This is a genomic window from Mucilaginibacter terrae (assembly GCF_042679325.1).
Taxonomy (GTDB): domain Bacteria; phylum Bacteroidota; class Bacteroidia; order Sphingobacteriales; family Sphingobacteriaceae; genus Mucilaginibacter; species Mucilaginibacter terrae.
The window spans coordinates 234,834-254,225 of record NZ_JBHTMJ010000018.1 but is presented as its reverse complement, the minus strand read 5'-3'; the positions used below and the strand labels follow the sequence as shown (position 1 = coordinate 254,225).

12 protein-coding genes and 1 tRNA gene are annotated in these 19,392 nt (G+C 45.2%); 2 read left to right on the top strand and 11 right to left on the bottom strand.

Annotated elements, in window-relative coordinates; translation table 11 throughout:
* Positions 1 to 270 precede the first annotated feature (270 nt).
* Positions 271 to 777 (top strand): glycine zipper domain-containing protein, encoded by a 507-nt coding sequence (locus tag ACFQ3S_RS18705; RefSeq protein WP_377167336.1) that lies wholly within the window; start codon positions 271 to 273, stop codon positions 775 to 777.
* Between the two features lie 113 nt (positions 778 to 890).
* Here ACFQ3S_RS18705 and ACFQ3S_RS18700 read toward each other — a convergent pair whose 3' ends face one another.
* Both ACFQ3S_RS18700 and gap read right to left on the bottom strand, forming a co-directional pair.
* Positions 891 to 1,325: a GNAT family N-acetyltransferase gene (locus tag ACFQ3S_RS18700; protein WP_377167334.1), complete on the bottom strand. Its 435-nt coding sequence runs from the start codon at positions 1,323 to 1,325 to the stop codon at positions 891 to 893.
* A gap of 177 nt (positions 1,326 to 1,502) precedes the next feature.
* Positions 1,503 to 2,501 (bottom strand): type I glyceraldehyde-3-phosphate dehydrogenase, encoded by a 999-nt coding sequence (gene gap, locus ACFQ3S_RS18695; RefSeq protein ID WP_377167332.1) that lies wholly within the window; start codon positions 2,499 to 2,501, stop codon positions 1,503 to 1,505.
* Between the two features lie 136 nt (positions 2,502 to 2,637).
* Between gap and ACFQ3S_RS18690 the strand changes: the two genes are divergently transcribed.
* Positions 2,638 to 4,212: a hypothetical protein gene (locus ACFQ3S_RS18690; protein WP_377167330.1), complete on the top strand. Its 1,575-nt coding sequence runs from the start codon at positions 2,638 to 2,640 to the stop codon at positions 4,210 to 4,212.
* Between the two features lie 239 nt (positions 4,213 to 4,451).
* Here ACFQ3S_RS18690 and obgE read toward each other — a convergent pair whose 3' ends face one another.
* The 9 genes from obgE to ACFQ3S_RS18645 form a co-directional block, all read right to left on the bottom strand.
* Positions 4,452 to 5,456, bottom strand: coding sequence for a GTPase ObgE (gene obgE / locus ACFQ3S_RS18685; protein WP_377167328.1), 1,005 nt, complete (start codon positions 5,454 to 5,456; stop codon positions 4,452 to 4,454).
* A gap of 260 nt (positions 5,457 to 5,716) precedes the next feature.
* Positions 5,717 to 6,289 carry an adenylate kinase gene (locus ACFQ3S_RS18680; RefSeq protein ID WP_377167326.1) on the bottom strand — a complete coding sequence of 191 codons (573 nt, stop codon included), beginning with the start codon at positions 6,287 to 6,289 and terminating at the stop codon, positions 5,717 to 5,719.
* A gap of 70 nt (positions 6,290 to 6,359) precedes the next feature.
* Positions 6,360 to 6,433, bottom strand: a tRNA-Arg gene (locus tag ACFQ3S_RS18675).
* 299 nt (positions 6,434 to 6,732) lie between these two features.
* Positions 6,733 to 7,749, bottom strand: coding sequence for a PorP/SprF family type IX secretion system membrane protein (locus ACFQ3S_RS18670; protein WP_377167324.1), 1,017 nt, complete (start codon positions 7,747 to 7,749; stop codon positions 6,733 to 6,735).
* 7 nt (positions 7,750 to 7,756) lie between these two features.
* Positions 7,757 to 11,332, bottom strand: coding sequence for a gliding motility-associated C-terminal domain-containing protein (locus ACFQ3S_RS18665; RefSeq protein ID WP_377167322.1), 3,576 nt, complete (start codon positions 11,330 to 11,332; stop codon positions 7,757 to 7,759).
* Positions 11,333 to 11,607: 275 nt separating this feature from the next.
* Positions 11,608 to 12,765 (bottom strand): efflux RND transporter periplasmic adaptor subunit, encoded by a 1,158-nt coding sequence (locus ACFQ3S_RS18660; protein ID WP_377167320.1) that lies wholly within the window; start codon positions 12,763 to 12,765, stop codon positions 11,608 to 11,610.
* Positions 12,766 to 13,042: 277 nt separating this feature from the next.
* Positions 13,043 to 16,288: an efflux RND transporter permease subunit gene (locus tag ACFQ3S_RS18655; RefSeq protein WP_377167318.1), complete on the bottom strand. Its 3,246-nt coding sequence runs from the start codon at positions 16,286 to 16,288 to the stop codon at positions 13,043 to 13,045.
* Between the two features lie 23 nt (positions 16,289 to 16,311).
* Positions 16,312 to 17,634 carry a TolC family protein gene (locus tag ACFQ3S_RS18650; RefSeq protein ID WP_377167316.1) on the bottom strand — a complete coding sequence of 441 codons (1,323 nt, stop codon included), beginning with the start codon at positions 17,632 to 17,634 and terminating at the stop codon, positions 16,312 to 16,314.
* A 294-nt stretch (positions 17,635 to 17,928) separates the two neighbouring features.
* Positions 17,929 to 19,236 (bottom strand): flavin monoamine oxidase family protein, encoded by a 1,308-nt coding sequence (locus ACFQ3S_RS18645; protein WP_377167314.1) that lies wholly within the window; start codon positions 19,234 to 19,236, stop codon positions 17,929 to 17,931.
* Between the last annotated feature and the right edge of the window lie 156 nt (positions 19,237 to 19,392).

Here is a 19,392-nt window from a genome sequence, read left to right as displayed (position 1 = left end):
GAATTACAAAAAAGTGTGAGTAATACACTAAGTTATCTTGCAAACTACTAAAAGCTTATTTATTCGTTTAATAATTTCATAAAAATACCATATATAAACCAAGGGTTAAAATTTTAACAGGTAGTTGTAAAACAGCGTGTTACCCTAATAATTAATACGGTTAGTTAAAAAATTTGGCAACGAAATTGCTTGTATAGAATTGACTTTCGGTGTTTTCCTAAGTCACACATTAAATCACACTACTTAAAAACAGTTATTATGATACAAGCAATGCGTTTATTAATAGTTACAGGTATATCGGTTGGTATGGTGGCCTGCCACTCAAACCCTAATACCACTACAGCTACCTCCCCTGTGGTGGTTAAAGTGGACAGTCCGGTAGTTGCCAATGCAGATACCGCAGGACTTGCTGCTTTTAAAGCAGAAAAAAAGGCTCGTTATGAAGATAGCTTAAAAAATGTTGGTATTCTGCGTGAGCGGGAACGTACACAAGCATCTTATGCTGCATCACGCCCAAAATCATCTTATACTTCATCAGGTTCCAGATCATCGTCTGCTGCTTCAGGATATGCAAGCAGTGCAAATCCTGCTGCTACAAAGAAAAGCCATGCAGCACGTAACGGTGCGCTGATTGGTGCAGGTGCAGGTGCTTTAACAGGTGCATTAGTTACCAAAAAGAACAGAGGTGTAGGCGCGCTTATTGGCGGTGTAGCTGGTGGAGCCGCCGGTTTCGGTGTTGGTAAAATTGTAGAGAACAAACAAAAGAAAAATCAGTAATCAATAGTTTTTAAAATACAGAAAGCAACCTCATTGGGGTTGCTTTTTTTGTTTGTATATGTTTTATATCAAGTTTGTAAATACTATACTATTCCAGCAATTCACTATAGCTCCTATTGTATTTTCACATACATGGCATAATGCGGACCGATGCCCGGTATATCAAACTCTTTACTTACTACCTCAAAGCCCACGTTCATATAAAAACTTACGGCCACTTTGCGGGCGTTGCACCATACGTAATTTACTTTCTGTCCGCGCAGGTACACAATGGCAAAGTTAACCAGTTGCGTACCCACCCCCTTCCCCTGCTGACCGTTTAACGTAGCCATACCACGCAACTGATAACCCTTACCGGCAAACTCGCCATAGCCCTGCGGGTGAAACGAGGCCACGCATACCAGTTCCTCGTTCACAAAATAACCGAGATGAAAACTTGCCGGATCATCGTCACCGACAAAACGGCATTGGTCCAGTTCCAGTTTACCTTCTCTTAAAATTTCGTTACGGATAGGCAGGACATCATCTGCAGTTATAAATTTTACCATTTGGGGTTATTGGTTATTGAGTTATATTATTGGGATTTTACTACAATTTCACTGCTATAGCGTGGCAATCACTCTTTGACAGGCATGCAACAGGATTGCCACGTCTCTATCTTTCCTCGCAAATGATGTCGTGAGCAGATCATTTTTTTCTGGACTCAGAACTCCTGCCTTCCGACTTTACACTCTCGACTCTCCAGCTATCTTCTCCACCAAATCGGCCAAACGGCTACTGTAACCCATTTCGTTATCGTACCAGCCTACTACTTTTACCATATCGCCTACTATGGAGGTAAGTTGCGCATCAAAGATACAACTATGCGGATTATCTAAAATATCGGTAGACACAATAGGGTCTTCGGTATATTCCAAAATATTTTTCATGGAGCCTTCGGCGGCTTGTTTAAAGGCCAGGTTAATAGTTTCTACGGTGGCAGGCTTTTTCAGCAAGCAGGTAAAATCGGTTAAAGAACCATTGAGTACCGGCACACGGATACCAGCCCCACCTAACTTGCCTTCTAAATGCGGAAAGATGGAGGTGATCGCTTTAGCAGCTCCTGTAGTAGTGGGAATAATGGAGGCTGAAGCAGCACGCGCACGGCGCAAATCTTTATGGGGGGCATCGTGCAGGTTTTGGTCGCCCGTCATGGAGTGTATGGTGGTAATATAACCTTCTACAATACCCCAGTTATCCTCTAACACTTTAACCATAGCGGCCACATTGTTGGTTGTACACGAGGCGTTACTTATAACAGGCGACTTCAAGTCTATCTCACCATCGTTAACCCCCAAAACCACAGTGGGTACTTTTCCCGCAGCAGGGGCCGATATAATTACTTGTTTGGCACCTGCTGCCAAGTGCTGCTGAGCACCCGTTAGGGAGGCAAATTTACCGGTAGATTCTATCACCAGGTCAATAGCTAACTCGGTCCAGGGCAGGTTAACAGGTATGGTTTCGGCCAGCACTTTAATGGTTTTGCCATTGATGTACAGGTGCTGTTCATCGTACGTAACCTCGCCCTTAAAACCCCGGTGTACCGAATCGTATTTAAACAGGTGGGCCAGCGTTTGAGTATCGGCAATATCATTTATAGCTACCACCTCAATACCCGGGCGGGTTAAAATATTACGTAAAAATATGCGGCCTATGCGGCCAAATCCGTTAATGGCAATCCTCATAGTTGGGCAGGTAAATTAGCTGCAAATCTATAAAATATAAGGGGTTAGCCTATACCTGCAATAGCATACCGTTGTCATAAATATACGGTTTGCACGTTATAATTCTTAATTTAGCATTGGCATTTACCTATCAGTAATGATCAAAAATAACAAATTAGCGCATCTGATTTTAGGTTTAACCTTATTGGTTACCCTTATAACAGGGGTATTTAGCTATGTAGCCCCTCCTGCCATTTTCCCCGACCCCAGCTGGGGTTTCCAGGTAATGCGCTCAATGGAAATGGGCGGCGGGTTTAACCAGTTGGTTAGCCCGAGCCAAAACAATATTGCACAAAACACGTCCATGTTTTTAACGTGGTGGTCACCAGGACAATACCTGTTGCCTTACTTATTTAAAACTTTGTTGCATGTATCTACCGGCCACGCAGCCGTTATTACTAGTGTTTTTTGCGAACTGTTAGGCTTGCTGGGCTTTTTTGCTTTTTTTAAGAAAATTGGCTTTACACCTTTATTAGCTGCTTGCAGTGTTGCCTTTATTACTTGCCAGCAATTTTTTTTTATACCCTACTCGTTTTATAATGGCGGCGAAGTGCTGATGTTCGCATACCTGGGCTGGTTTTTATACGGTTGCTTTCATTTTAAAAAGGTAAGTGCAGGTATGCTGCTTTTTGTACTGGTTGCTGGCTGGCTCGGCTTTTTCAGCAAATCATCCATGATGCTCATCTACGCTTCGGGTTTACTTTGCATGTGGATAAACATATCGCCGCCACGAAAAAATTATGGTGTGTGGATTAAAAACGGGTTGGCTATTGCTATTCCTTTCGTACTATCAGTAGCTGGCATATATATATTCTTTTTAAGCAAGGGTGCTAATCCGGCTTCTGAAAGTGCAGGTAGCTGGCGTGTAATATGGGAAACGTTTACCTTCCCGCTGGCTTCGCCCCTGCTGGCCGGTTTCTCGGTTGATGATTTAACCAAAGGATTAGTGTACTCACCCGACGGGCAAATATTTAATCATTTTTGGACGGTGGTTATTTTACTGCTGCTGGCTGCAGTAAGTGTATGGCTCATCATAAGCATTGTTAAGCATGTGCCTTACCGTCAGTATAAATTATTGGTGATCGTTTTTTACGTAGCATCGGTGCTGTTTTTCAGCTACGCGTTTGTAAGGCAATTGGCTATTTCGTACGAAGGACGGCACTTTAGGACTGTTGGCTTGGTGGTTATTCCGGGTACGCTTTACCTCATTAGCCGTAGCAAAGCTGTGTTTAAAGTGTTATTTGGTTTTTTGTGGCTGTTTATTGCTTACAGTACGTTCATCCGTATTCATTCGGACTATAGCTATAATAAAGATGAAGCAACGCGCGGCAACAGCGATTTAGCTCAGCAGTTCATTGATCAGCCCACCATGAATTACCTGTTAAAGCTTGATAGTGAACAACGCAATGCCATATTTGCTTTTGTTAGCGCCGATTTGGGTTTAGAGATACAACACAACCGCATGATTACCATTGAACCCATTGGGCTCAATGTAAAAGTAAAATTTGAAGATTATACCTATAAGGGTCACGCTGGTCCGCTACATATTATGCTTCCGGCAGATTATGAAAAAAATGGCCGGGCTAAATTCCTGCTGAAATGCTTTCCGGGCTACAAAGATTTTAAGGTTGTGAAGCTGACGAAGGATTACACAGTTTATTCGGCGAAGTAAGCCCCTCCCCAACCCTCCCCGGGAGGGAGGGAGCCATAAAAGCTTGTTATTAGTTAAAAGTCCTTTTGCACTGCCCTCGCTCGGCTCAAGCCGAGTGAGTATTATTATGCGGCCTCCGGCCGCCCGATGTCTTATTTAATCAAGCAAAATGCATCGGCCAAAGGCCGGTTTATAGTAACCACACGGCTGGAGCCGAGCGGCGGCGGTTGTGTTCTTAAGTCCTCCCTCCCGGGGAGGATTTAGGAGGGGCTGTTTATCTCTTTCCACAGCAAATCCTTTAACGGATCTAAACCTTGCTGTGCTACAGCCGATATAAATATAGCAGGGATGCCTTCAGGTAGTTCGGCCTTCATTTCCTGCTGGAGTTCATCATCGAGCAAATCGCTTTTGGTGATGGCCAATACGCGTGGCTTGTGCATCAGCTCGGGGTTGTACTCGGCCAGTTCGTTCAGTAATATATCATATTCCTCTTTAATACTGCGGTTGGTATCGGCGGGTATCATGAACAACAACACCGAGTTGCGCTCAATATGGCGTAAAAAGCGGAAGCCTAAGCCCTTGCCTTTGGATGCGCCTTCAATAATCCCCGGAATATCGGCCATTACAAAAGATTTGTTGCCACGATAGGCTACAATGCCCAAGTTGGGCACCAGGGTGGTAAAAGCATAATCGGCAATTTCGGGCTTGGCAGCCGATACTACCGATAGCAAAGTTGATTTACCCGCGTTAGGGAATCCTACCAATCCTACATCGGCCAGTAATTTCAATTCTAAAATATTCCAGTGTTCCTGGCCGGGTTCGCCTGGCTGAGCATAACGGGGGGTTTGCTGAGTTGCTGTTTTAAAGTGCCAGTTACCTAAACCACCACGACCGCCATTGGTCAAAATTTTGGTTTCACCATCTTTAGTGATCTCAAACAGCACCTCGCCGGTTTCGGCATCTTTGGCAATAGTACCCATAGGTACTTCCAAAATTTCATCGCGACCGGTTTTGCCGGTGCTTAAACCACTGCTTCCGCTATCACCATCGCCGGCCATAACGTGCTTGCGAAATTTAAGGTGTAGCAAAGTCCACAACTGCGCGTTACCTTTTACAATAACGTGCCCGCCACGACCACCATCGCCGCCATCGGGTCCTCCTTTTGCTGTATGCTTATCACGGTGCAAATGGGTAGAACCTGCCCCTCCTTTGCCCGAGCGGCAGCATATTTTTACGTAATCAACAAAATTGGATCCTTGGCTCATGTGCTTGTCTTTTCGGCTATCAATGTTCGATAGCGAATTTGTATTTTTTTAACTAACTGTCATTTCGAGTGCTAACGAGAAATCTTTTCAAGGTACCTTTAAGCGGTAAGTGTGTTCGAAAAGATCTCTCACTACCGTTCGAGATGACATAGAACTTTGCATTCCTGCTGTATTAGTCCTATAAAACAACAATTTCGGATTTAAACAAGCCTTTGCAGGTTTTGCTTAAATCCGAAATGATAATATAATATCTGTATTGATTAATATCCTTCTGTCACTGCGCTGATCTCAGTAAAAATTTCATCAATACTACCTACACCGTTGATGCTGGTAAATTTGTTCTGATTTTTGTAGAACTCAGCCACAGGTGTAGTTTTGGTATTGTACTCATTAATACGTTTGCGAATAATTTCGGGGTTGGCATCATCGGGGCGTCCTGAAGTTTTGCCACGCTCTAATAAACGTTTTTCCAATTCCTCATCATCAACTACCAGGGCTATCATACCCGAAATAGCTGTACTTTTTTCTTCCAGTAGCGTATCAAGTGCGGTGGCTTGTGCTACCGTACGCGGAAAGCCGTCAAAAATAAAACCTTTGGCATCGGGGTTGGCATCCAACTTATTACTAATCATCCCTATCACTACTTCGTCAGGAACGAGTTTACCATCATCCATTAGTTTTTTAGCTTCGAGGCCTAAGGTAGTACCTTGTGTAATTTCACCACGCAAAATATCTCCGGTTGAAAGATGAATTAAGCCGTATTTTTCAATCAGTTTTTGAGATTGTGTACCCTTGCCTGCGCCGGGTGGACCAAACAAAACTAAGTTCAGCATCCTGTGATTTTAAGTTGTAAATAAAAAAAGCCTTTCAGCAATAATACGGAAAGGCTTTTATATAAAAAAGTGCACTCGAAGGGAGTCGAACCCCTAACCTTCTGATCCGTAGTCAGACGCTCTATCCAATTGAGCTACGAGTGCATAAAGTATGGTTTCAGAAATTTTAACTTCGTAAACCAAAGCCTTTCCTGAAATGGAATGCAAAGATAGTATTTGATTTGAAATAGCTGAAATATATTTTAAAAATATACCAAAGCGTTTAGCTTATGGTGTTTTGAAGACTAATAATCAGCAAATTAGATCCCCGAACTAAACTCGCAAATATGTTTTATGCGTTTTGCAAACCGGGCCACGCCGTACTATTCTCCAATATTACGTTATTTCACTTACAGAGACTAACTACAGGATTTAAAAACCGCATAAATTAAAATTAAATCTTGCTACCAAACCCGTTGTGGGTTAAGTACTTTATAACGGTTATTCAGCAGCAGCGATAACACGATTTCGTGGGTGCCGTTGCTTACAGTGCGCAGGTTGGAATTGGTAAAATCGTACGAGTAGCCTAAATTAATAGCCGGGTTAATGTTTACACCTAACATAGCCGATTTTGAATCGTTATGGCGATAGGCACCGCCCACCCAAATGCGGTTACTAAAGGCCAGTTTCAAATTAATATCATAGCTGGGCGGTGCTGGGTTTACCACTTTAAACAGTACCGAGGGAATCAGGGTTATATCCTCATCTAAAAACACCTTAAACCCACCGGTTATAAAATAATGCGGCACGGTTTTGCCCTGGTTATATACCGATTTGTTGCCAAAAGTTAGTGTTTGCTTAATTAATTGTTGTACCGATGCACCAAAATAGTAATTGGCCGAGTATGCCCATACACCCACGCCCAAATCGGGTTTAAACTGGCTGGTATTACCGTTGGATATGGCCGGATCATTTGGGTTTTCGAGAACTATCTGGCTCACATCTAAACTAATGCGGTTAATGCCCGCCATTACCCCTACCGATAGGTTTAGTCTGTCGGTTAAACCCAAATGATAGGCGTAAGTACCGCTGATTGTGGTTTGCGTTATTGGCCCCGCCCTATCGGTCACTATCATACCGCCTACACCGTGGTGGGGTTCGGCCGACATATAATCGCGGTAATACTGGCGGCCAAGGGAGTTTACGTTTTCGCCGCCGCTCATGCTGGTAGGGTCGCCGTTTAAAAAGTTTTCACCTATGGGCGCGTGTACCGAAATATAGCTGGTTACCGGTGATCCTTCCAGGCCCGTCCACTGGCTGCGGTAGCCCGCTTTTAAATCAGTATAGTTTTCAATACCCGTAACAGCCGGGTTAAGCAGGTAATTGTTAAACACATATTGCGTGTACTGTGGCTTTTGCTGGGCCCTTAATTGAGCACAACAGGCAAATAACACCAATAAGGTATATAGTTGTTTCTTCATTAAATAATTACCTGATAATAGTTACAGAACCCGATAACAGCGGCTTTCCATTTTTAAGATCAATAACGTAATAATATACACCCGCCGGCAGGGTAGCACCGTTGTAACGCCCATCCCAAGGAACCGGGTAGCCAATTGACCTGAATACTTTTTCTCCGTTGCGGTTAAACACCTCTACCGTTGCTTTGGGAAAATACTCCATATTCGGGATTTTCCAGGTATCGTTGTAACTATCACCGTTAGGGGTAAAAGTATTGTATATTACCGGCCCAACCAAAACACTTACATTAAAAATACCTTTTGCCACGCAGCCATTAGCCGAGGTAACGGTTAGCAAATATTGCGTATCGCTGGCAGGGCTTACAACCGGGCTGGGCACATCACTGCGGTTAAGGCCGCTTTGAGGGGTCCAGGCGTAAGTTAACGCGGTACCGTTTAACGACACGGCCAATGGCTCGAGCGTTACCTGGCTTCCCGCGTTAATGGTTACATCGCGTTTACCTGTTATAATAGGGGTTGGATAAACGATAATATTAAACCTTTCTACATAGGTACATGCATTATAGGCGGTGAATATGTAGGTAATTTCATGCGTACCCGGACCGGCCTTTTTAGGGTTAAATTCGCCATCGGTACTTACACCAGCGCCGGTGAAAACCCCCGTCCCGGTAAAGTTGAACTGAACCTGCTGTCCAAATTGTATAGGGCTGTTTTCCTGGCAAATTTCGAATGCGTGGGTGAGTGTAACTATAGGATTGGCTTTTACACTAATGGTTTCATCATATACCGCACTGCAATTGGCCGAACTGCCGGAGTAAACAATAATTTTTATATGGTACGGCTTACTTACGGGCGTATTAAACAGACCGTAATTATGTTTAAAAAGCTTATCGGTGGGTATGGGCAGGTTATCGCGGTCATAAACTTCTACCAGTTCGGGATGATTATCATAATCATAATATACCTCATATTTGGTAATTACACCTGGCAATACGGTGCTCTCGTCTTCAATAACCAAATCTTCGCTGCTGCAAATGGTACCGGGTATATTAAACTTAGCTACAGGGAAGGCACCGTTTAAAAAAAATGGTAATATTTTTTCGTCGGTACAGCCGTATTTGGAGGTTACTTTTAAGGTGATGTTATAACTACCGGCCTGCGTGTACAAATGCACCCCATTTTTAGCATACGATTTGTTGCCAGCAACTGTAGCGTTAGGATCACCAAAGTTCCACTCGTAGGTAAACTCGCTTTCGGTACCATCGGCAATAGTGCTGGTACTGGTAAATTTGGCTACATCGGTTATACAGGCATCTGGTAAAACAAAGCTGACTACCGGTGGCGGGCTCACTATAACCGGCATTGTTTTGGTATTAACGCACCCATTGCTATTAGTTACTGTTAAGGTAACGTTGTAACTGTTAACAGCGCCATAAGTGTGATTGAGCGAAGTAAAACTGGTATAAGTTTCTATAGGGCTACCGTCGCCAAAGTCCCATTTCCATTCGGTAAGTGTACCCTCGTTAGCTACCGACTGATCGGTAAACGTAACCGCCCCACCCGAGCAACCGTTGGAGGCTACAAATTTAGACGTGGGATTTTTATTGATGTGTACGATATGACTGCTTACCGTCTTCGATTCGCAATCGTTTTCATTAAAAACGGTTAGCTTAACGGTATAATTACCACCTACAGCATAAGTATGCTGTGGTTTTTGCAATGTGGATGTGTTGGGATTTGCCGATGTACTGCCCGCGGCATCGCCAAAATCCCAACTCCATCGGGTAACCACACTACCCACCGGGTCCGAGCCATCGGTGAATTGTACAGGGCTACCAGCACAGGTACCAGTTGGTGGAGTAAATTGAGCAATGGGATACTCGGTAATGTAAAAACTGAAATCGATAATCTTTTCGGCACCGCAATCGGCACCGGATATAACGGGTTGGGTAATGGTTGCTGTGGCGTTGTAGTAACCGACGGGGTATTGCACTTCTGTTGGATACCTATACGTGTATAATATAGTTGCATTAGCCAGCGTATCTGTTTTTAATGGTGCAGGGTTAGCAATTGTAACTGGTGCCGACCCGTTATTAGGGTCCCAGATAATTTGTGTTGGCTGATAAGGTACCGTAAGCTGCAAATAATAAGGCACATTAACACACCCGTTAAGCTGTGTAGTGGTACTATTTACACCGGCTAATACTATTTGTTCGTTTAAATTAAGCAGGTTGGTACCGGCCGCATAACCATACGATTCGGTTTGGGCAAAGCCGTAAGCAATTGCCGTAAAATTTTCAGCTGCGGCAATAGTGTGCGAACCACGCCCTACCGATAGCTGTGCATAAGAATACGGCGTACCAGCAACAGGGGTAAAAGTACCACTGATTACACCATCGAGTGTAAAAGTACCTGCCGCAATGGTTGGTATAACCACATTAATAAAGCTGTTGTCCTGAATATTATAAAATGGTGATGCGTAGAGCGTTACCCTTCTCAAACCCTGTTCAACCGGTGGCAAAAATATCATTTCCGGGTCTCCGTCACCTTCACTAAATACGCTGCCACCAAAACCATTACCCATAGTTACCGCATACTGTGCAACCTGTATAGGTTTATCAGAGGTAATTATATTAGCAGCACCGCTGCCGTTAGGCGTGGCAAACTCATAGTAACCAATGCCCCCTGTTAGTTGCGACGGACTAACTTCCACACCGTTAACTTTTACAACAGCGCTAATATCACTATAAATGATCCTGAACACATCATAGGCACGCCCCAATAAAGGCACGGTTACAAAGCTTTTCCCCCATACCGATGTGGGGTAAACTTGCTGAAATAAGTTATCGGAGGAATTTCTTGGACTACCTATGTAAATTTTGCTACTGCCCGAAAAAACTGCTATCTTTTTACATAAATTAGCACCAACCGCTATAGATTCGATGTGGGTACCGGTAAGGTCGGTAAGTGAAGCACCCTGGTACACCTCGCCCTTATCTAAGGTAATATTATATGCTGTACCTGCGGGATGAGTAACCGAATTGCCGCCGCTCGTTATATTCTGGGTTGGTGTAATACGTACGTTTGTAGCATTTTCGGTAGCGATTACCGCAAATGTTGAATACGAAGGATTCATGTTGGATAACTGCCTGTAATTAATAGAATAGTAATCTTTGCTCATAGAGCTTACCGGCAATAGCAAGGTAGCGCCCGACACATTACTATCGTAAATGTGAGCATACACCGCTATGGGGCGGTTAGCGGTAATGTGAATGCCTTTTTTGTTAGCAGGATTAGGGGTTACCTCGGCTAAACCTAAATAGGCGCTTGATGGAATATCAACAGGTACCGAGTTATTAGCGGTGATTGTTCCTGCGGCAATAAGTGTTCCGTCGGCAAACTCTACCCGGTAATCGGCATTTACATCCGACGCGATGTACAGGCTCATTTTACTATTAGCACCGTTAATGTGCGACATGAAGGCTGTCCAAAACTCCGTCCCTTTGTTGCTTTGTGCAAAACCCGAAACCCCACAGCACAAAAGCCCTACAGAGAACAATAAACTAAAAATAAGCCTTTTCACGCTAACAACAGTATTAATTGGAGGATTGTACCGCGCAAAAAAACTTGACGGTAAAACGTTTTTAAAAATACATAAATAATTGAATGTTATAATATTGAATGGATAAAAACAGCAAATGTACTGGTAAACAGGTGTTTTTCAATAACGAGGGCGTTTCCTGTTCAAAAACGCCCTCGTCATTATATTATAATATGCTGCCCACCTAATTGTGCAATATCGATATGCATCGGCATTAAGGAGTAGTAATTCACTCTCCGCTCCTGTTAATCCTTCTTCTACTCCTCTTTTTTAGCAGGCTGATCTTTTACCGGCTGGCCATCGCGAATTTCATCGGTAGCTGTTTTCACCAGTTTATCACCGATGTGGAGTTCTTTACTGTACACCTCTACCCCATCCTGGTTCTGGATTCCTTTTTGCACATCCACCCATTGCGCACGGTGGTTTTTATCTATGCGAACCACAAATACCTTTTCGGTGGATTGTACCAGCGCAGTTTTAGGCACCACAAAGGTACTATCGTGCGATTTCAACGGAACCTTTACCTCGGCATACATACCCGGCAGTAACAATTTTTTAGGGTTTTCCACGTCCATCTCTAAACGCTCCGAACGCAGTTTGGCATCCAGCGAACCGGCAGAACGTGTAATTTTGGCAGTAAACTCCTGGTTAGGCAGGGCGCGTACGGTGAAACCCACCTCGCTTTTATCACTCAACGAACCGGTACTGATCTCGGGGACAGATATCACCAAACGTAATTTTTTTTGCTGCTGCACTACAAATAAAGGCAGTTGCGCACCACCCCCACCCGGACCTACATAAGCGCCCATGCTGGCATTCCGCTCGCTCACCACGCCATCAAAAGGGGCATGTATTTGCAGGTATTGAAGGTTCGAACTCACTTCCTGGTAAGCGGCTTTGGCGGCATCCACGTTGGCATAGTCGGCCTTGCGGCGGGCATCGGCCTGGTCAATATCATTTTGGGCAATGGTACCCGGAGTTTTGGCAGTGTTAAAAAGACGGTCGTAGTTGGCTTTGCTGGCTAAATAAATGGCTTCCTGCTGCTTAACACGGGCCCGTGCCGATGCCAGCTGCGAATTCATTTCCGGCGCTTCCAACACGATCATGAGCTGGCCTTTTTTTACTTCCGAACCCACATCAACCAAATATTTTTTTACATAGCTGTTGATCTTAGCAAACAGGCTCACCTGCTGGTAAGGCATCAATTCGCCGGGTACGTTCAGGGTGGATACCAGTTTGCTTTTCTGCAGTTCAACCGTTTCCACTGGCGGCACTTCAATATCGGCCTGTTCCTGCTGCGCACGTTCCTTTTCCGCCTTTTCTTTTTCGTCCGAATGGCAGGCGCTTAAACTTAGTACAGCCGTTAAGCTCAGGAGTGACAAGGCAGCAGTAATATTACTTTTCAGATCTTTCATCTTATTATAAGTAGCAATTTATTCAATATCTATCAGCAAAGGCAAACGCCTCATATTTCTAATTCTTATCCTGTAGAGCAAGGTAACCAAGTTAAGGTTTCATGCCCCATTAGGGGCTACCTGTTTATAGAAATTTGATTCACCTTGATTATTTGCGCCGTAGGTGCTACCCTTCATAACTATTAGGGGTAACCTCTACGAGGCATAAAAAACACATCTATTTTTCTATAAACAGGTAGCTCCTACGGAGCATTTTCATAATTCTAAAATCAAAACTCTATACTCCCGACTCTGAACTCTCTCCCCTATGGTGCAACGGCACATAAAACTTACTCTCCTCATCCTCCGGATCCAGCGATACCGATTCGGTAGTGGTTTTACCCTGAACCCATGCAAATACCAAGGGTAGGATCAGCAAAGAGGCAAACGTAGAGAAGAACAAGCCGCCGATTACCGCACGACCTAAAGGTGAGGTTTGATCGCCGCCCTCACCCAGCCCCGATGCCATGGGAATCATCCCTACGATCATGGCCATACTGGTCATTAATATAGGGCGAATACGTAAGGCTACTGATTCGCGGGCCGATTTCAGCGCGTCGCCATTAATCATCCGTAATTCTTCGGCATTGGTAATAAGCAGCACCGAGTTAGAGATAGCCACCCCAACCGACATGATCATGCCCATGTACGACTGCAGGTTGAGCGTTGCCCCCGTTAGTTTCACCAACAGTAACGACCCGAAGATAACCGCCGGCACCGTACTCAACACTACTAAGGACACTTTAAATGATTGAAAATTAGCTGCCAACATTAAAAATATCACAATAATGGCTATTAATAACCCACTTTGTAGGCTTCCCAGCGTATCACTCAAAGTTTGGGTTAAACCACGTGCCTCAATACTTAATCCGCGGGGCAGTTCCCCTAACGATTTAATGGCTTCCTGCACGGCATCGCTGGCCGTACCTAAATCCATTTTGTGCAAGTTGCCCGTAACCGATATGGTAGGTATAGCACCAATATTATCGTTTTCGCCGTAAGTAGTATCCATTTTAATGCTGGCTACATCGCTCAGTACCGGCCTGCGCTGGTTAGCCATAATGGGGATCTCCTTAATATCGTTTATGCTCGACATCTGATACTCGGGCACCTGCACCTGTACATTGTAACTCAAGCCCACCTTTTCATCAAGCCATACGTTCTTTTCGGTAAAGCGGGAAGATGAGGTGGAGGCTATAAGCGAACGGGAAATATCGCCCACGCTAACCCCTAACTGCGCCGCACGTACACGGTCCAAATTAATATTGATGGATGGGTACTTGAAAGATTGCCCGATCTGCACATCGCGCATGTACTTAATTTCGTTAAGCTTGCGCAATACTTTGTAGGCGTATATAACGTTTTGCTTTTTGTTTTTACTGGTAATAGCCACCTCAATAGGCGTTGGAGATCCCTGGCTCAAGATCTTATCGGTCAGGTCAATAGGCTCAAACGACACCTTGATGTTGGGCATTTCCTTTTTAACGGCCAGCCTGAACTCTTCTTTCACATCGTCAAGGCTGCCTTCGTAATCTTCGGTTAAAGCAGCTTGTATAACACCCTCTTGCGGGCCTGCCATAAACAGATAAATAGGACTGGTTGAAAACTGCGAGGGGTGCGTACCCACAAAGGCCGATGTAATGGCGATCTTATCTTTACCAACCACCTTGCCTAATATTTTAAGCGCGTGAACGGTGATGGCTTCAGTACGCTCTAAACGGGTGCCATCGGGCGCACGCAACCTCACCTGGAACGTGCCCGAATCCACCTTGGGCAGCACATCGCGGCCTATAGTGGTGAATAGTAGAAAAGCCAGGGCAAGCGAGGCAACCACGTAGATACTTACAATTAACTTTCTGCGGGGCAGCATGCTATCCATCCAGCCCATAAAACGGTGGCGAAACTTATCAAAGCGGGTTTCATCTTTACCGTGATCTTCTATGGCGTGGCGTGCCGATTCTTCTTTTAGGTCATGGTCGTCGTCCATCACAAAATCTTTCTTTTCGTGATCATTCTTCATAATCCAGTTAGCCAAAATAGGCACAAACGTTTGCGATAACAGGTAGGAGGTAATCATGGAGAAACCAATAGCCAAAGCCAGCGGCAAAAACAGCGAACCCGGGATGCCTTTCATGGTAAAGGCCGGTGCGAACACCGCCAAAATACAAAACAGGATGAGCAACTTAGGGAAAGCGATCTCCTTACAGGCATCCCAAATAGCCAGGGCTTTGGGTTTACCCATGGCAAAGTGCTGGTGTATATTTTCAATGGTCACGGTCGATTCATCCACCAAAATACCTATAGCCAGCGACAAGCCGCTCAGCGTCATGATGTTAATGGTTTGATGAAACAGCGACAAGAACAAAATCCCCGATACGATACAGGTAGGTATGGTGAGGATCACGATGAGCGCCCCTCGCCTGTCGCCCAAAAACAGCAACACCATTAAACCGGTGAGCACGGCACCAATAGCGCCTTCTTCGGCCAAACTTTTTACGGCGTTTATTACATAAGTAGATTGATCGAACACGTACGACAGCTTCACATCCTCGGGCAGCAGGCTTTGAAAGCGCGGAATGGCCTTCTTTAGGTTTTGCACCACTTCCCAGGTTGATGCGTCGGACGATTTGGTAATAGGCAGGTAAACCGATCGTTTGCCGTTCACCAAAGCATAACTGCTGGTAATATCGGCACCGTCTTCTACCGTGGCCACATCGTGCATAAATACGGTTTGTATGCCGTTACGATATAGCGGAATATCGCCAAAATCCTGCACCTTTTTCATGGAGGTGTTGGCGGGGGTTAAATAGTTCAGGTCGCCTATACGCACGTTACCGGCGGGAGAGTTCAGGTTGTTTTCACGGATGGCGGTAACGATCTGGTCGGGCGTTAGGTTATGGGAGCGCAGCAAGCTTGGGTCTACCTTAATTAATACCGAACGGGTATTTCCCCCGAACGGTGCGGGAGAAACCAAACCGGGTACCGAGGTAAACGATGAACGTACGTACACGTTAGCCAGATCGAGCAGTTCGTTATTACTGCGGGTAGGGCTGGTTAGTACCAACTGCCCCACCGGCAAAGTAGAAGCATCGAACCTTAAAATGAACGGCGGCTGCGTACCCGGCGGAAAAATAGCCTGAGCCCGGTTGGTATAACTGGATACCTCTGCTGCAGCCTGCGCCATATTGGTACCTTCGTAAAACGATAATTTTATTAGGGTTAAACCCTGAATGTTACGGGTTTCTATGCTTTTTACACCCGATACGTAGAGCAGTAAGTTCACGTATTGCTTACCAAAATACGATTCCATTTGAGTAGGCGTGTAACCACCGTAGGGGTGCGAAACGTAAATTACTGGCAAGTTCAAGTCGGGAAAAATGTCGATCTTGATATTGCGGATAGCATTGAGCCCGAAGAAGAACAATCCGGCTACAAAAACCAGGATGGTGATGGGTTTACGGAGTGCAAATTTAATTAGTCCCATTTATGTTGCAGCGGATAAGTAGCTTAAAAATTATTAATAAACAGATCAAAATCACCAGTGGAGGCAGCTTTGAACAGCAGCGCCTGCCAAACGTTATTGTAGGCTATATAAGTATTGGTTTCGGCCCGGTATAATAAATATAACGCTTGCTGAAAATCGGTAATGGTGGCCAGTCCGTTTTTGTACAGCGTTACCTTTTGTATGTAAGCGTCGTTAGCCGATTTTATTTGTCCCGGCGCTTCCTGCGCGTTTTTGAGGGCGTTGCCTATGCGGGTTTCGGCCAGTGCCTGCTGGTTTTTCAATTGCTGATCTACCAGGTTATACTCGTCTTTGTACTGTAACGACAGGTATTTTTGCGATTGCACCTGGTACTTGGTACGAAACAAACTCGAGAGGTTCCAGGAAGTAGCGAGGCCTATTAAGTAATTAAAACGTGTGGGATTAAGTGCATCGAAATAGTTGGTGTTATAAGCAACCGGCGTATTAATGGCGGGTGCCAGTGTAAAACCCGAACCCCTGCCCTGGAATGTACCTACCAATGAAAAAGTAGGCAGCGCGAAGGTTTTTTGATACTTCACCTGCTCATCGCTCACCTGTATGCGGTCTTTATAAAACTGCAGTACGGGGTGATTTTCCTGCGGCTGTTTGGAGGCCGCATTGGGCATTACCGGGTTTTTAACTACAAAGGTGTTATCGAGCACAAAATCGGCTGGTGGCGTGGAATAACCCAGGTATTGCGAAAGCTGATTGACCTGCTCCTGCTCGTTTTGCTGGGCGTTAGTCAGCTGTATTTTAGCGTTAGACACCTCAGTGTTGGCAAATGACGAATCAACACCCGGATTCAAGCCATTTTTTACACGGGCTACAATTACCCGCCGAATCTCCTGCGTGCGGCTCAGATTATCTTGCTGAACTTTAACCAACCGCTGGGCGGCCAGTACGTTGAGGTAAGCTGCTGCAACCCTTACCTTATGCTGAAACTCTTGCTGACCCAAATCAGCTTCATCGCGGTTCACTACCCGTTGCTGTACCTTGATCCTTTCTGATGCACGGCCAAAGGCGAAGAAATCCCAGTTGACATTGGTGAGGTATAAGGAACCGAAAGCTGCATTCCAGCTTTGTTCGCGCAGTGCAGGGCCCGATGAAGATACGGCCAGCCCGCGGTAGCCTATTAACGGCCCATTTTGCCCGTTGATGGTACCAAAAGAGTTTTGTGCCGAAAAGTTAAAATCGGGCAGGTACTCGGTACGGGTTTCTTTCAGGTAAGATTTAGATGAATTCAGCTGATTCTTTTTGGCTTGAATGGCCGGATAATTATCCATCCCTACCTGAATAGCCTCTTTCATACTGAGCGCTTTTACCTCCTGTGCCCTAACAGACGAAGATATGATGAGAAATGCAATTGCCAGGCTAGTGTAAATTAAAATTCTGTTAAGCATCAGGAAGAATAATTACGATTGACAATAGCAAATGTAGCATCAATTGAAAAAAATCAAAATCATTACGTGTTTTCGCTGCTATTGTAATGGGAATGTTGCCTTGCGCAGACTATAGCATGACATTTCTACTTATATAACAATTTATTATACCGTTAGTACTTTTATAAGCACTTACATAGTATTTAAAATCCAGTCTGACTTTTAAATGCTTACCAGCTTTAAAGCTGCATCTTTCCCTGAAGTTAATGCAGCTTCAACCGTACCCATGGCGGTACCTTGGTACATAAATTCACCGGCAAAGTAAATTGTGTTTTCAACCGGCTGATGGAGCAGTTCTAACACCTCGGTGGTGTGCACGGTATCGTACGCGTAAGAACCGTAAACATAAGGTTCGGCGGTCCAGTTGGCTACGTACCAGGCCACCAGTTTGCTTTTGAGCCAGTCGGCACTACGGTTAAATATGTTGGCTAACGATTGCAGCGAGATCTGCAAAATTTCCTGCTCAGTTTTAGTAGCCCAATCGGCAGCGGCTGGTCCGCCCCGCCAGCCGATTAGTAAAGGCGCGTGGTTGGGTGCCTGGGTCCACCAGGTGGGCATAGCTTCGTCCGATAGCAGGAAAGCCATGTCTTTCATGCTTTTACCGGCCAGTTCTTCGGTTACCGCATCTTCCCAAAAAACATCATCAAACTGCAGCAGCACTTTAATAACGGCTCCAAAACCCAACTTCTGTAAAGCATCCGTTTGCGCCGGGATAGCCGGTTCAAACACTATAGCACCCTTAGCAGTAGCAGGTGCCTGCCAAACCCCTAACGGAATGGCAAAGATCACTTTAGCGGCTTCGTAAGTTTCGCCATCGGCTGTGGTGGCTTTAACCTGACTGGGCTGCCAGTGAAGTTGGGTAACCGCGGCGTTCAGGTACACCATGCCTCCTGCTTTTTTGAACCCGGTAACCAGGTACTGTATCAGTCGGCAATAACCACCTTCAATGCGGTGCTGGGCGTCTTCATCCTCATTTTGCCATTCGCGGCGCAGGGCTAAGGCGCTTACGCGTTTGGGGTCGCTGGTATCGTAACCGGCGGCATACTGGCGTACGGATTCTTTCAATTCATCAAACTTTACGTCGGTGAAATGCTGTTCCAGGAAATCGTTGAGGGTCATATCCTGTTGCAGGGAGTTAAGCTTTTTCATGAGCAGGTGCCACCCCTCGAACATGCCTGCACCGGCTGTAAAGGTACCGTTACTGTAATGCAACATATTGCCCCCGGCTGCATGATATTCAATACCGGCCTCTTTAAGCAAGTCCAACGTTACCGGCAAATTGCCGTGTACAAACTCGGCCCCTAACTCGGCCTGGTTAAAAAACAAGGCGTTATCAATGGTACGAATGCGGCCCCCCGTACGGTTACAGGCCTCTAAAACGGTCACCTTTTTACCGGCCTTAGCCAGCGTATAAGCCGCCATTAACCCCGCCGCACCAGCGCCAATGATCAGTACGTCTGCGTTTTCCATAATTAATTAGATGATGCAAGGTAGAGAAATTATTGATAGTTGGAGGTTTGGTTGTGGTTGCTCTTCTTCCTGATAATTTGTCTGAACCGGAATTTACTGAATTGAAGAATTTGCAGAATTCATATCAAATTGATTTAGGGCATGCACTTAGGCTAA